The sequence below is a fragment of the Streptomyces sp. NBC_01197 genome, from assembly GCF_036010505.1.
Taxonomy (GTDB): Bacteria; Actinomycetota; Actinomycetes; order Streptomycetales; family Streptomycetaceae; genus Streptomyces.
The window spans coordinates 746,343-760,227 of sequence record NZ_CP108569.1 but is presented as its reverse complement, the minus strand read 5'-3'; the positions used below and the strand labels follow the sequence as shown (position 1 = coordinate 760,227).

Annotated in this window: 11 protein-coding genes; 3 read left to right on the top strand and 8 right to left on the bottom strand. The window is 68.6% G+C overall.

The window, feature by feature from the left end:
* Nucleotides 1-156: 156 nt before the first annotated feature.
* Nucleotides 157-2,223 carry an alpha-L-rhamnosidase-related protein gene (locus tag OG452_RS03465; protein ID WP_327294117.1) on the bottom strand — a complete coding sequence of 689 codons (2,067 nt, stop codon included), beginning with the start codon at nucleotides 2,221-2,223 and terminating at the stop codon, nucleotides 157-159.
* A gap of 641 nt (nucleotides 2,224-2,864) precedes the next feature.
* Here OG452_RS03465 and OG452_RS03460 point away from each other — a divergent pair.
* From OG452_RS03460 to OG452_RS03450, 3 genes are read left to right on the top strand one after another with little or no spacing between them, the layout of a single operon-like run.
* Entirely contained in the window at nucleotides 2,865-3,824 is a 960-nt protein-coding gene (locus tag OG452_RS03460; protein WP_327294116.1) for a carbohydrate ABC transporter permease, read from the top strand.
* Nucleotides 3,821-4,699 (top strand): carbohydrate ABC transporter permease, encoded by an 879-nt coding sequence (locus tag OG452_RS03455; RefSeq protein WP_327294115.1) that lies wholly within the window; start codon nucleotides 3,821-3,823, stop codon nucleotides 4,697-4,699. The genes OG452_RS03460 and OG452_RS03455 overlap by 4 nt, the downstream gene beginning before the upstream one ends.
* Nucleotides 4,696-6,063, top strand: coding sequence for an ABC transporter substrate-binding protein (locus OG452_RS03450; protein ID WP_327294114.1), 1,368 nt, complete (start codon nucleotides 4,696-4,698; stop codon nucleotides 6,061-6,063). Before OG452_RS03455 ends, OG452_RS03450 begins: the two co-directional genes overlap by 4 nt.
* Before the next feature lie 160 nt (nucleotides 6,064-6,223).
* Here OG452_RS03450 and OG452_RS03445 read toward each other — a convergent pair whose 3' ends face one another.
* The 7 genes from OG452_RS03445 to OG452_RS03415 all read right to left on the bottom strand — a co-directional run bounded on the left by OG452_RS03445 (nucleotide 6,224) and on the right by OG452_RS03415 (nucleotide 13,678).
* Nucleotides 6,224-7,222 carry a nuclear transport factor 2 family protein gene (locus OG452_RS03445; protein ID WP_327294113.1) on the bottom strand — a complete coding sequence of 333 codons (999 nt, stop codon included), beginning with the start codon at nucleotides 7,220-7,222 and terminating at the stop codon, nucleotides 6,224-6,226.
* A 100-nt stretch (nucleotides 7,223-7,322) separates the two neighbouring features.
* Entirely contained in the window at nucleotides 7,323-8,669 is a 1,347-nt protein-coding gene (locus OG452_RS03440) for an MFS transporter (RefSeq protein ID WP_327294112.1), read from the bottom strand.
* A gap of 225 nt (nucleotides 8,670-8,894) precedes the next feature.
* Nucleotides 8,895-9,668, bottom strand: coding sequence for an HpcH/HpaI aldolase family protein (locus OG452_RS03435; protein ID WP_327294111.1), 774 nt, complete (start codon nucleotides 9,666-9,668; stop codon nucleotides 8,895-8,897).
* Nucleotides 9,665-10,438, bottom strand: coding sequence for an SDR family NAD(P)-dependent oxidoreductase (locus tag OG452_RS03430; RefSeq protein ID WP_327294110.1), 774 nt, complete (start codon nucleotides 10,436-10,438; stop codon nucleotides 9,665-9,667). Before OG452_RS03430 ends, OG452_RS03435 begins: the two co-directional genes overlap by 4 nt.
* A complete protein-coding gene (hisD, locus tag OG452_RS03425) occupies nucleotides 10,435-11,745 on the bottom strand; it encodes a histidinol dehydrogenase (protein ID WP_327294109.1) in 1,311 nt (436 codons plus the stop codon). Before hisD ends, OG452_RS03430 begins: the two co-directional genes overlap by 4 nt.
* Nucleotides 11,746-11,795: 50 nt before the next feature.
* Complete coding sequence (locus tag OG452_RS03420) at nucleotides 11,796-12,533, bottom strand: alpha/beta fold hydrolase (RefSeq protein WP_327294108.1); 738 nt, start codon at nucleotides 12,531-12,533, stop codon at nucleotides 11,796-11,798.
* 5 nt (nucleotides 12,534-12,538) lie between these two features.
* Nucleotides 12,539-13,678 carry a hypothetical protein gene (locus OG452_RS03415; protein ID WP_327294107.1) on the bottom strand — a complete coding sequence of 380 codons (1,140 nt, stop codon included), beginning with the start codon at nucleotides 13,676-13,678 and terminating at the stop codon, nucleotides 12,539-12,541.
* Between the last annotated feature and the right edge of the window lie 207 nt (nucleotides 13,679-13,885).

Genomic DNA, 13,885 nt, shown 5'->3' with positions numbered 1-13,885 from the left:
TGGCGGCCGGCCACGGTGGCCCGCTCGCCGCGAAACGGGGGCGGCGTGTACCGGGCAGCCGCAGCGCGCTCTGTGCGACGGGGAGTGGGGACGGGCTGTCCGGCGGGCGGCGCACGCCTCACGCGGGCCGGCGTGAGGCGTGCGCGGTGGATCGTCTCAGCTGACGTGCTGGTGGCTGTCGATCACGTGATGTCCGGCGACTGATTCCAGGTAGACGTACTCGCCGTCGGCGTGCGCGTCGTAGGCCTTGGCCTTCGTGCCGTTCCAGGCCAACTTGCCGTCGACGAAGACCGAGATCTGCTTTCCGAAGGTCGGCACCGCGACTCGCCCTTCACTGCTCTTGGGCGCGGTGAGCTCCGCGTGGTACTTGCCCTCCTTCCGGTTGACGCGCCACGAGGCGTCGACCGGGCCCAGCGTGGTGGTGATCCGACCCTGGGCGAAGGTGAGGTCGGCGGTGTGCGGGACGAAGTCGAAGGCCCGGCCGCCCGCGCTGGTCGGCTGGAGCCCCAGCACCGAGAACGTCAGCGCCGTGGTCGGCCCGGTCGCCCAGGCGTGCGCCAGGCTGACGTAGGTGCTGCAGATGCAGCCGTCCGGGCGCGACGACTCCCAGAACGTGCTCCCGGTGCCGAGCGGGTCGTCGAGCATGGCGCCCCACTGGCGCCGGATCAGATCGACTCCCGCCTGGTCGGCGGCTGTTCCGCCCGCGGCGAAGTGGGCGTTGACCTCCATGGACCCGGCGAAGACCCCCAGGTTCCCCTTGTTCTCCGGGGAGGTCGACCCGCGGTCGTTCCAGTTGGTCGTGAGGTACGAGCTGATGCGGCGAGCCTTGCTCTGGTCGGCCAGGCCGTACCAGACCGCGAGCGCGTTGCCGTCCTGGGCGTAGACGTCGGAGTCGGGGTAGAACCGGTACGCCCCCTTCTTCCCGTCCCACAGATGACCGTCGATCGCGGTATGCAGCGCGACCGCCCGGTGCGCGTAGGACTGCGCGAGCGTGGTGTCGCCCTCGGCCCTCGCCAGCTGCGAGCCGGTCGTGAGCACGCGCCACATCAGGACGTTGGCGATCAGGTTCTCGCCCTTCGGCAGGCTCCGCACCGAGTCGGCGGTCTGGTCGATCGACAGCAGGCCCTGGTCGTCCATCTTCGCGCCGATGTAGTCGACGCCCCGCTTGTACTGGTCCCAGATGCCGTCGACCCATTTCCGGTCGCCGGTGTACTGGTAGTAGTCCCAGGACGCCGCCAGGGTCCACATATGGTAGGTGTCGGACCCGTACTTGTTCATCATGGGCCCGGAATAAGGCAGTTCGCCCGTTGCCTTCTGGTGCTGGTAGAGCGTCGTGAGGGCGTTGCGGGCCGACTCGGTGTCGCCGAAGGCCGCGTAGGCGGAGGGGATCTCGACCCCGAGGTCACCCGGCCAGACCGTGCGGTCCCGCTTCGCGCCGTCCACCAGAATGGTGTCGCCCACGCCCACGTCGCCGGTGTTGTCCCATGTCTCGGCGGGAGCCTCCCAGACCCGTCCGGTCTTCGGGTCGATGGTGTTGAGCTGGATCGTGTAGGCCCCGGCGTACCAGATCCTGTTGAGCAGGTCGTCACTGGAGTAGAAGTAGTTCGCGTAGGCGCGCGGGTCCCGCATCTTCGGTGCGGCCGTGAAGTGCGCGGTGACCGCGTCGAGACCGGCACTCCCGGCGGAGTCCATGAAGACGGTCAGGTACCGGAACCCGCCGCGCAGGTTCTTCGCCAGCATGGTGTAGGTCGTCGGGCCGTCGACGTCCGCGTAGAGCGCTCCGTCCCGGCTGCGCGGACCACCGGTGGAGGCGTCGCTCGTGGGACCCACGTACTGCGAGGACTCGTTGAAGGCCAGCCCCACGCGTTGCGGGCCGTCGGAAGCTGCGAAGTGCAGCGTGACCAGACCGCTGACGTCCTTGCCGAAGTCGAAGGTGACGGCGGATCCGGTGCCGCTCAGCCGGGTGGACTTGCCCGAGAGCACTCCGGAGGCGTCCGTCACCGAGCCCACGGTGCTCTGGACCGCCACCGGCTTCAGCGTCCGGGACTGCGGTGAGTAGTTGTAGGCGTCCCAGGGATGCCCGGTGGCTGAAGGCGGAGCAGCGGAGAACGCGGCGACGGGGGCCCCGTCTGCCGCCTGTGGTGCGAGCATCGCCATCGCCACCAGCGCCGCTGACGTCGCGCTGATGAGGGCGGTCCGGTGTCTTCTCTTCCGGGTGATCACACATGCCTCGCAAAGCTGGATGGATGCGGAGAACGAGGGTGGAACGGGTGCCGCGGTCCGGGGCGGGCCGCTCCGAATGCCGAGCGGCCGGCACGACAAGCCAGTTACCGCCTTGGCATGGCTGACAGCGGGTGCCGCCCCGATTGGCGTCTCCCTTTGGCGATCTCACAGATGAATCGTTTTAACGAGATGGGACGGTATAGTCAGGTCTTGGCGGCGGTCAAGGGTGGTGACGGGGCATATTGGCCTAGTTGCGCGGCGTCCAGCCGGAGATCGGCGGTTATTACGATTCAATGCCGACCCTCGGTTCCTGGTCGGCTCGGTTCCTGGTCGGCTCGTGGCCTGGTCGGCGCCCGGGTCGCGAAGTCGTCGCAGTACGGCTGGTTCAGCTCGGCCGGCGCCTTCGCGCTCGGCCCGTCATCACACCAGGGATGTGAGACGGGCGCCGCCCCTCTGATGTCCAGGGAAGTGCCAGGTCGCGGCGGAAAAGACAGATATCGGCCCGGGGGCGTCCGGCGTCCTGGCTGCCAATTCGTAACACGCAGCGGTGTTCTCTTCTCGTTCGCTTTGTTGGTATTCCTAGGGCCGATACCGCGCCCGGCCGGGGGCGCTGTACGCCTCACCGGAAGGACAACGCAGTCTTGACGAGCGACTTAATGCAGGACGGCAGAGCCGCCCCGCCAAGTCCGGCGACCACCGGCGAGCCAGGGCCCCGGACCCGCGCACAGCGCCGGCGGCGCGAGTACCTGCTGTTCGCTGCCTTCGCCGCGCCGAACTTCTTCTTCCTGCTGGTTTTCGCCTACTGGCCGGTGATCTACAACGCCTATCTGAGCCTCACCGACTGGGACATGGTTTCCTCGTCGTGGCATCTGATCGGTCTGGACAACTACACGTCGCTCTTCGCCGACCCCGAGTTCCGGGGCAGCCTGTGGACGACCGTGCTGTTCGTCGTCGGAGTCGTCGCGGGCGGCCTGGTACTCGGCCTCGCCACCGCCCTGCTGCTCAACCAGCGGCTGCGCGGGCGGGATGTCGTGCGGACGCTGGCCTTCGCCCCGTACGTGCTCTCCGGAGCCGCTGTCGGCACCCTGTGGCTGTTCCTCTTCGATCCCAACTACGGACTGATACGCCCCTTGCTCGCCCCCCTCGGTCTGGCCGCGCCGGCGATGATGACCGACTCCAAGTGGGCGCTGTCCGGGCTCGTCCTGGTCTACCTCTGGAAGAACACCGGCTTTGTCGCCGTGGTCTACCTCGCCGGCCTGCAGGGCTTGCCCAGGGACGTGTTCGAGGCGGCGGCCCTGGACGGCGCGGGAGCGTGGACGCGGCTGCGCCGCGTCATCCTGCCGCTGCTCTCGCCCGTCACCTTCTTCCTGCTGGTGACCTGCACCATCAGCACCTTCCAGGCCTTCGATGTGATCGCCGTGATGACCAACGGCGGCCCCGGCACCTCCACTTCGATCCTCAGCTGGTTCATCTACGACCAGGGCTTCCGCACCTTCGACGCGGGCCGGGCCTCGGCCGGGGCGGTGATCATGTTCGTGCTGCTGCTGCTGATCACTGGATTCCAGGCGCGTTTCCTCCAGCGAAAGGTGCACTACCAGTGACAGTCGCCGACTCCCTGCCGGGTGCACGCCCGGTCGCCACTGGCAGCCGCTCCGGTGCCCGCCGCGCCCAGCGCTTCGGTCTGTACGCGCTGCTCGTCCTGGTAGCCGTCATCGCGGGTGGCCCGCTGTACTGGCTGATCTCCTCAGCGCTGAAGGCCAACCCGCAGATTTACAGCTACCCCCCACACTGGGTCCCCACGGACCTGCGGTGGTCCAACTTCTCCGACGCCTGGAGCGCCGCGCCGTTCGGCCGGTTCTTCCTCAACTCTCTGATCGTGTCCGTGACCGGCACCGTGATCGAGCTGATCGCCGCGCTGCTGTGTGCGTACGCGTTCGTGTTCCTGCCGTTCCCCGGCAAGAAGATCCTTTTCCTGTTCCTGCTGGGTGCGATGATGGTGCCCGGCCACGTCACGCTGCTGCCGAACTTCCTGACCATCGCCCAGCTCGGCTGGGTCAACTCCTATGCGGGCCTGATAGCGCCGGGCCTCGGCTCGGTCTTCGGCACCTTCCTGCTGCGCCAGCACATGCTGACACTGCCTCAGGAGGTCACGGACGCCGCGAAGATCGACGGGGCGGGGCATCTGCGCATTCTGTTCCGGGTGGTGCTGCCGATGTCTCGTCCGATGGTGATCACCGTCGCGCTGGTAGTGATGGTCGGCAAGTGGAACGACTTCATCTGGCCTCTGATCATCACCAGCAGCGCGGACATGCGAACCCTCCCGATCGGTCTGCTCTTCCTCAAGAACACCGAGACCTTCGCCAACTGGGGAGTGATCCTCGCCGGTGCCGTCATGGTGATCGTGCCGGTCCTCGTCGTGTTCTTCTTCGCCCAGCGCTACATCATCGCGGGGCTGACGCAGGGAGCCGGAAAATGACGCGTACTTCGCTGCGGGAGCTCGCGGGCCCCGTGCTCGGCCGGCGCAGGGCGCTCGGGGCAGGCGCGGGGCTGGGCCTGGCCGCGGTGCTGAGCGCCTGTGGCCAGACCACGGGGACCGTCGTACAGCCCGGCGGTTCGGTGCCCGACGCGTTCCGGGGGCGCACCAGGGTGGTGCTCTGGTCGACGTTCGCAGATCCGGTGGGCCCGGCCCTGCAGAAGCTCGTCGACGCCTTCAACCGCGAGCAGCGGGACGTGTACGTGGAGGTGCAGTTCCAGGGCACCTACGACGAGTGCGCCCAGAAAGCGGTCATCAGCCTGCTCGGCGCCCAGGCCCCCGACTTGTGCGTGCTGTCCGACGTGAAGTGGTACAAGTTCTACTTCGGCGACGCCCTGGAGCCCTGGGACAGTTACTTCGCACGGGGCGAGCTGGAGCGGACCTACAATCCGCGGCTGCTCAGCGAGGGCACCCGCAGGGGACACACCTGGTGGCTGCCGCTGGCGCGCTCCACGCCGCTTTTCTACTACAACAAGACCCTCTTCAAGAAGGCCGGCGTACCGGTGCGCCCCCCGGAGAGTTATGACGAGCTCTACGACTGGTCACGCCACATCACCCGGCTGAGAGTGGGCGGCAAGCGGGTAGCCCTGGAGGCGTACCAGGCAGTCGACGGGGACTGGCAGTTCCAGTGCAGTGCCTGGCAGTGGGGCGGGGCGTACTCCAAGGGCCTGGACGTCACCATCGACGAGGGCGGCGCCGTGGCGGCGGGCGAGTGGCAGCGCAAGCTGATCTTCAACGACAAGATCGCTTACATGGCGACCGAGCCCACCGCCGACTTGGGCAACCAGCTGATCGCCACGCTCGTCACCTCCACCGGTGGCCTGAAGAAGATCAATGAGTTGGCGAAGGCGAACGGCTGGGAGGTGGGCACCGGCTTCCTGCCGAAGAAGGAGAAGTTCGCGGTCAACACGGGCGGCGGCGGCCTGGGCATATTCAAGCGCGTTCCACGGGAACGCAAGGAGGCCGCAGCCCAGTTCGTGCGCTTTCTGGCCCGCCCTGAGAACGCCGCGCAGTGGGCCGTCGAGACCGGCTACCTGCCCGTGGTGCCCGCGGCGGTCAAGGAGCCCTCCCTCGTCGAGCTGATGAAGAACGACCCGAACTTCGCGACGGCCGTCAGGCAGTTGGACCTCACGCGCGCCTGCGACCAGGTGCGTATGACGATTCCGAATGCGAATGTGCGGATCTACACCGCTCTGCAGCGCATATGGTCGGCCAACGCCCCCGCTCAGCAGGCCTTTTCGGAGGTCGCCGACCAGCTGCGCAAGGGTGTCGACCGTTACGGCCCCATGATTGAGGAGCACTTGTGAACCGCCCGGCGGCGTACCTGGTCTGCCCCGCCGGAATCAGTGAGCAGACGTTGCATCGAGGGGGCGAGGGCCGGTTGCTGTCGCCTGGTCAGTTCTGGAACGTGGTCGCGGTGTTGGGGTCGGTGGTTGGACGCCGGAGGCCGGCCCGCAGCAGGGGAGCTCAGTAGATGTTGGCCTCGACCCGGGGGCCGTCCCCGCGTGCCGCGTTGATCTGGGCGCGCAGCGAGATCTCGTCGTAGACGCGGAACTCCTTCACGATGCGGCCCTCCTGGATCAAAAACTGCGAGACGCCGAGCAACGTGACCGGTCGGCCGGTGAGAGGGCCGAAGGCCGGGGCACCGCGGTAGTTGCCGTGCATGGTCCACAGGACGGCCACACGCAGGCCCGCGTAGCGCGGGGAGTAGTTCGTCTGGATGTCGCGGACGGTGAACCGCGCGTCGGGGAAGGGGCCGACCATGGCGAGGATGTCGCTCTGATAACGCTCGGGACGGATGACGGTCCGGTCGCCGACGGTGTGCAGGAACAGGTCGCGATCCATGAAGTCGTTGACCTTGTGCAGCCGGCGCTGCGTCCACACCTCGTCGATGAACTCGAGCACCATCTCGCACTCGGGACGGAACTCGTCCGGACGGGCGCCGCTGACCCCGTTCAGCAGCACGTCTTCCGGCGGCTCATCGAGCATGGAGCCGCTGTACCCCTGAAAGGTCAGCTCGCGGGCCGCATCGGCCGGGTCCAGGCCGCTCTGCAGGCAGTCTGCCAGATCGTCGCGCACCACCCACTCCTCGACCATCCGGCCGCGTCGGTACAGGCAGTTGGCCACCGTGCGCTTGCGAATGCGGATATTGCGGCCGTCCACGAGGTGCTCGTCGGCGGAGAAGACCAGGTGGGAGCTGAGGAAAGCGTCGTCGCCGCGCGCCTCCCACACCACGTCCTCCGCCTGGCCGATGTGCCCCGGTGTGCTGCCCATGCGGATCGTGCTGCCTTCGATGACACCGTCACGGCCGACGACGGTGCCGAGGCTGGTGTGCACGATCGAGTCGGGCTCGTAGTTGTCGACGATGTAGGCGATGTCACGGCCGACCCAAATGCGGTCGGTCACCTCGCGGATGAAGTCGTCCGGGTCCTTGTAGGGGAGGTACGCGACGGGGTTCAGCGACATGGTGCTTCCTTTCCAGGGATGTGAATGCGTATGTAGATGGATGGTCAGGAGGGTAGCCCGGAAGGGCCCCTTGCCGGGTTCGCGGAGGCGGGCCCCCGTGCTAGCGGGTGAACTTGTCCGCACCCAGTTGGCTCCGGTACGTCTCCTTCATGAAGACGCTCACGACGAACAGGGCCAGGAGAGCGGCCACCGCGAGGTAGCCCCAGACGGCGTAGATGGTGTCGAAGGTACTGACCAGCAGCGTCGCGACGAACGGCGTGATGCCCATGAAGATGGAGAACGAGCTGTTGTACGCGATGGCGCTGGCGCTGAACCGGGTGCGGGTGGCGAAGAGTTCGGCCGCGCAGACGGTGATGATGCCGGTGAGAAAGAACTCTGGGATGATGTAGATGAGTTGGCTGGCCACGGCCGTCCCGAAGGTGCCGTACTCGCCGACCCGGAAGGCGACCGGGACCAGCACGATGCACGCGAGAGCGCCGGTGACCAGCATCGGCTTGCGCCCGATGCGGTCCGACAGCATGCCGGCCAGTGGCAGGGCCGGGATGAGGACGGCGATCGAGATGGCGTTCGAGGTCAGGCCCATCCAGCGCGGCAGGCCGAGCGTGCCCGTCAGGTACTGCGGATAGAATGTGACCCAGCTGTAGGAGAGGATCGCGCACATGATCGAGATTCCGCAGTAGACCAGGATCGGTCGCCACTGCGAGCGCAACGCCTCACGGATCGGTGCCTTGACGACGTCCGTCCCTTCGTTGGTCGCGCGAATGAACTCCGGGGACTCCTCGACGTGGCGCCGCAGCCACACCCCGACCAGGCTGAGCGGGATCGCCAGCAGGAACGGGATGCGCCAGCCGTACGAGTCCAGGGCCGCACCCTGGAACACCCAGCTGGTCAGAGCCGCCGTACCGGCGCCCGCGAGAATGCCGAGGAAGCAACTGTTGGAGGCGTACGACGTGTAGTAGGCTCGCCGGTTCGGTTCCGCCCACTCCACGATGAACGCGACGGCTCCGACGTACTCGCCACCGGAGACCACGCCCTGGGCGACGCGGAGCAGCAGAAGCAGGACCGGCGCGCCGATGCCGATCTGCTGGTAGGTGGGCAGGACCGCGATCAGGGCGGTGGTGACACCCATGACCGCGATGGTCCACAGCAGCGCCTTCTTGCGGCCGACCCGGTCCCCCCAGCGGCCCACGAGGGTCCCACCGAGCGGGCGGAACAGGCAGGCGACGGCGATGATCGCGTACGTGCCCAGCACCGCCACGGTCCTGTCGCTCTCGGGGAAGAACGCCGGGGCCATGATCGGCGCCATGTAGCCGTAGAGGCCGTAGTCGAACTGCTCGACGAAATTACCGATACTTCCGGCGCCGATGGCCCGGCGTATCGCGTTCCGCTTGTCCAGGTCGACCTGGGCTGGACCGATGGCTGGGCTCGGTGGGGCTGCGGCGGACATGCCTTCTCCGATCGAGCGGGGGAATGGGGTATGCATACGTATGAACTGGTCGTGAACACTAAGGACCCCGGATGAGGGGCGTCAAGGGTTTCCGCGGGAGGAAGTGACAGCCCTGGAAGGCGGCAGCTGAAAGCTCGGCACCGCGTCCCTCAAGGGTGCCCGACGCCTCCGCCCCCCGCGGCCCCGCCGACGGAGGAGGCACCCCCCAACCGGTCGGAAGGGGTCTCAGGCCCCGCCCGGCGTCCCGGACACGGCCAAGGAGCGCAGGGTGTCCATGAGCACATGGGCCATGTTGTAGAGGACCAGCTGAGCCCCCTGGCGCTCGGCGGCCCGGGCGGCGTCGAGGCTCGGCACGATCGTCATCACCGAGCGCTCGTGGGCCCGCGCCGCGTTGTGCGCCAGGGCGGTCAGCCCGTCGACGATGCCGGGCTCCGGGAAGCCACAGTCCGCGGCGAGGTCGGCCGGGCCCACCAGTACCGCGTCCACCCCGTCGGTGCCGGCGATCGCGTCGGCGTCGTCGCAGGCGCGCCGGGTCTCGATCATCGTCACGACCAGCGTCTCGCGGGACGCGGCCACATGATCGGCCGCAGTGACCGTGCCGAATCGCCCCGCTCTGCTGTAGGTGGCGAAGCCCCGTTCTCCCAGCGGTGGGTAGTGGCTGGCGGCCACTGCCCGCCGGGCGTCCTCCCGGCTGTCCACATGCGGGAAGATCAGCCCGGCCGCGCCCAGGTCGAGGCAGCGCAGCGCGAGCGCCGACTCGGCCGACCCCACCCGGACCAGGACGTCGACGCCCTGCGCCGCCGCGGCCGTGAGGTGCTGCTGGAGCAGCGCCGTGTCGGCCGGCCCGTGCTCGCAGTCGATGACGACATAGTCGAGCCCCGCCACTCCCGCCATCTCCACCAGTGTCTCCGAGGGGAGCCGCAGCAGGGCTCCCCGCAGCTGTTCGCCGTCTGCCAGGCGCTGTTTGATGCTGCGGCGCGATGTGCTGTGCGCGGTCACCGGGCCACCATCCCCGCGGAAAGGTCGATGTCGGCCCCGCACAGTCCGCTCATGCGCAGCATCGTGGTGACGGCCTCGCCCACCTCGTCCTCGGTGACCATCCGTCCCAGGGCTGAGCGTGAGACGAACGCCTGCTCGGCCTGCGCGTGGGTGCCGCCTGTGCGCTCCGCCTCCAGGCGGAAGTTGCGCTCCATGCGAGGCCCCGCAACGGGTCCGGGGGACAGGGAGTTGACCGTGACGCCCAGCGGCCCGACCTCGCCGGCCAGCGTGGTCGTGAGGCCGATGACCGCCATCTTCGACGCGCAGTACGGGGTGCGCCGCAGTAGCGGGCGCTTGCCCGAGACCGAGGCGACATTGACGATGTCGCCCGCGCCCCGCCCGGTCATGGCAGGCAGGAAAGCCCGGCACATCAGGAACACTCCCCGCACGTTCACGTCGAAGACCTCGTCCCATTCGTGTGGCGTGATCTCGGTCAGCGGTGCCACCGGGCCGGCCACGCCGGCGTTGTTGACCAGGATCGATATCTCCTCACCGGCCAGACTCCGGGCGAGCTCCTCGACATCGTCGGGGCGGGAGACGTCGCAGACGCGGTGCGAGACCTGCGAACCGAGCCGCGTCGCGGTGGCCTTGAGCCTGGTCTCGTCGCGGCCTGTGATCACCACCCGGGCCCCGTCGGCGAGCAGTGACCCGGCGATGGCCCGGCCGAGGCCGCTGCCTCCTCCGGTGACGAGCGCGGTGCGGCCGGCCAGCGGTGCGGTGCGGCTGCTCATACGGCGCCCTCCTCGTTCCATGGCAGGGTGCCCTTGCCGTACTTGGCGGCGCGAACGTCACCGGAGCGGGCGTGGCCCTCGAAGAGCTCGACGCGCGCGGCCCGGCCGCACACCTCGCCGAGCAGCGCGGAGGACGCGATGTCGGTGACCTCCTGGTACGTCACCGTCTTGAGGTACTTGCCGACCCACAGGCCACCGGTGTAACGGGCGGCGCCACGGGTGGGCAGGACGTGATTGGTGCCGATGACCTTGTCGCCGTAGGAGACGCAGGTGCCTTCGCCGAGGAAGAGCGCACCGTAGTCCCGCATCTTCTCCAGGGCCTGGCGCGGGTTCTCGGTCAGCACTTCCACGTGCTCACTGGCGTAGGAGTCGGCGATCCGGAAGGCCTCGTCGAGGGTGCCGGCCACCACGATCTCTCCGTGGTCGCGCCAGGCCGGTGCGGCGAAGTCCCGGGTGGGCATGGAGGGCAGCAGGCGCTCGATGTGCCGCTCGACCTCGCGGCCGAGTTCCTCGGAGGTGGTGACCAGCACGGCGGGGGAGTCCGGTCCGTGCTCCGCCTGCGACAGCAGGTCGACGGCCACCACGAACGGGTCCGCATGTTCGTCGGCGATCACCAGGATCTCGGTCGGTCCGGCGAACAGGTCGATGCCGACCTCGCCGAACAGTTGCCGCTTGGCCTCCGCCACGTAAGCGTTGCCCGGGCCCGCGAGCATCGGAACCCGCCCGACGGTCTCGGTTCCCAGGGCCAGCGCCGCGACGGCCTGAACACCGCCCAGCAGGTAGATCTCGTCGGCGCCCGCGAGGTGCATCGCCGCGACCGTCGCGGCGGGGATCTCGCCCCGGATGGGCGGGGTGCAGGCGGCAATGCGGGGAACGCCCGCGACCTTGGCGGTCACGATCGTCATATGGGCCGACGCGGTCAGCGGGTAGCGGCCGCCGGGCACATAGGCGCCGGCACCGGACACCGGGATGTGCCGGTGGCCCAGGTGGACACCGGGCAGCGTCTCGATCTCGACGTCACTCAGTGCGTCACGCTGCGCCTGGGCGAACGTGCGGACCTGCTGCTGCACGAAGCGGATGTCGTCCAGGACGGTGTCGGGCACCTGGGAGATGATCCGCTTGATCTCGTCGGGATCGAGGCGGAACGACTCGGGGCTCCAGTTGTCGAACTTCTCGGAGTACTGGCGGACGGCGTCGTCGCCGCGCCGGCGGATGTCGTCGAGGATGACGTGGACGCGCTCCGCGACATCCGCTCGGGCCGCGCTCACTTGCCCGGCGGGCACGGGGGACTTGAGGTGTCGAGGCATGACGGCTCTCTTTCACTACGGATATACGGGCGAAGGGGGTTCGGAAAGATTCAGGTTGCGGGGCTGTCAGGTGTCGTACGGGCGGCGGATACGACCAGTTCGCGCAGCGCGGCCGTCACCGCGTCGGGTTGTTGCCACGGCAGCAGGTGTCCCGCGTCGGGCAGCAGCGTCAGGACCGCTCCGGGGACCGAGTCCGCGATCGCTCGGTGGAAGGCGGGCGGACACAGCATGTCCTGCGCCCCGGCCAGGACGGCGGTGGGGCAGCGGGCCTTTCGAAGTACGCCGGTCGCGTCCGTGCGGGTCGCCTGCGCGGCGAGCTGGGCGCGGGCGGCGGTGGCTCCCACGGCGTGGGCCATGGCGCGGTAGCGCCGTGCGGCCTCGGGAGTCGGACTCCCGCCGGGGAACATGTCCGGCAGCGTCTCCTCGACGACGTCTGTGAACCGATCGGCCGCGATCAGCGCGTCCATCGCCCGCCAGGCCGCGTACTGCTCGGGGCGAGGCGCGCCCGCGTTGGCAGCCATCACGCACAGGGCTGCGACGCGCGCGGGTGCCCGGCGCAGCACCTCGAAGCCGACGATGGCCCCCAGGCTGAGCCCGACGAGCACGAACGGGCCCACAACCGCTGCGAGCACGTCCTCGGCGAGCGCCTCGATGCCCGCCCGTCGCAGCGCGATGTGGTGGACGTCGTGACCTGCGGGAAAGTCGACGTCGCGCCACAGGCTCGCGTCGCAGAGCATCCCGGGCAGCACGACGAGCGGCAGCGGACCGGCCGTGTTCTCGTCCGGCACGCCGGTCACCAGGCGCGCGCGGAGCGGGGCAGCAACGCGTACGGGGCGACGTACCCGTTGTGGTCGATGCCCAGGCCCGCGTCCGCCGCGCTCTTGAGCACCTCCTCGTCCCACTCCAGACGGACCCGTCCGTCACCGGAGTTGACCACGAGGAGGTCGCCCTGCTCCTCTCCGACGCTGCGCATGGCGCGCCAGGCGTCCTTCGGGACGGAGAGCATGTCGCGGGGGCCGAGACGGACCGAGACGGGGTCGGTGCGGTTGACGGTGACCTCCCACAGACCGTCCTTGACGATCAGGGTCTGGGTCTCGTGCTGGCGGTGCACCGAGACGCCCTGGCCGGGGTCGGCGCGGAGCCAGGCGAGATTGTGCCCGTGCGGATTGAACACGCGGGGCTCCTGATGCGGGTCCTCGGTCATGCCGTAGCCGATGACGCAGCTCAGGCGAGCACCGCCGCCGGGCAGCGTGCTGTCGAGGAAGGGGTGCTCGGAGAACACCAGCTCGCCCGCGGCTGCGATCCGGCGTTTCATCTCCTCGGGGGTGTAGTGGTGCAGCCGGTCGAGTTGCTCCTGGGCCAGCGGGCTGACGAGCTCGGACTCCGGCGGGACGGTGTCGCCGGCGACGGTGTCCACGAGCTCGTTGTCGGCGGTGAGGTACAGGCCGTGGTCCTTCGCCTCCCGCAGGACCGAGGGACCCCAGATGATGCCGCCGGTGTCGTCCATGCCCAGTACGGTGAACAGCCAGCCGTCGTCCGGGCCGGTGTTGGTGAATCCGCGGAAGATCCAGGTCGGGATGGAGGCGATGTCACCGGCCTTGAGCGTGAGTTCGCCCTCGGTGCCGTCGGCGCCCCAGCGCAGCAGATACTCGCCCTCGGTGCAGACGAACACCTCGGCCGTGTAGTGCAGGTGGAGGTTGTTGGTGATCCCGTGCGGCATCGCGGCGGCACCGATGTTGTAGCCGTGCGGCAGCCGGAGGTTGACGTGCTGACCGGCGGCCTGCGAGACGCCCGGCCCGATCATCGCGTAGTTCTCCTTGCGATCCGAACCGGGCGTACGGCAGTCGATGAAGGCCTGGTTGCAGGAGACGAAGTCGCTGCGGCGCACCGTGCGGCGGGCGAGCTCGCTGGGGGATACGACGACATCTGACATGGCTGCTCCTTGCTTGTGAATACGTATGTATTCCATGACAGGCTTCGGATGGGGGGCTGTCAAGGGGTATGGACAATGTCGTTGTGAGTGAGCCCGATATAACATGATGAAGAAGGCGAAATTCAGCGTTCCGCGGGCTGCCGATTGTGGGCATACGTATACTGATCAGGGGTGCGCCATCGGGGGGTGCCGACGGCGACGAGAAGA

Excerpts from the sequence above, each read along its gene's own strand:
- OG452_RS03450 (WP_327294114.1), top strand. The coding sequence starts at position 4,696 with ATGACGCGTACTTCGCTGCGGGAGCTCGCGGGCCCCGTGCTCGGCCGG.
- OG452_RS03445 (WP_327294113.1), bottom strand. The coding sequence starts at position 7,222 with ATGTCGCTGAACCCCGTCGCGTACCTCCCCTACAAGGACCCGGACGAC.
- OG452_RS03440 (WP_327294112.1), bottom strand. The coding sequence starts at position 8,669 with ATGTCCGCCGCAGCCCCACCGAGCCCAGCCATCGGTCCAGCCCAGGTC.
- OG452_RS03430 (WP_327294110.1), bottom strand. The coding sequence starts at position 10,438 with ATGAGCAGCCGCACCGCACCGCTGGCCGGCCGCACCGCGCTCGTCACC.
- hisD (WP_327294109.1), bottom strand. The coding sequence starts at position 11,745 with ATGCCTCGACACCTCAAGTCCCCCGTGCCCGCCGGGCAAGTGAGCGCG.
- OG452_RS03415 (WP_327294107.1), bottom strand. The coding sequence starts at position 13,678 with ATGTCAGATGTCGTCGTATCCCCCAGCGAGCTCGCCCGCCGCACGGTG.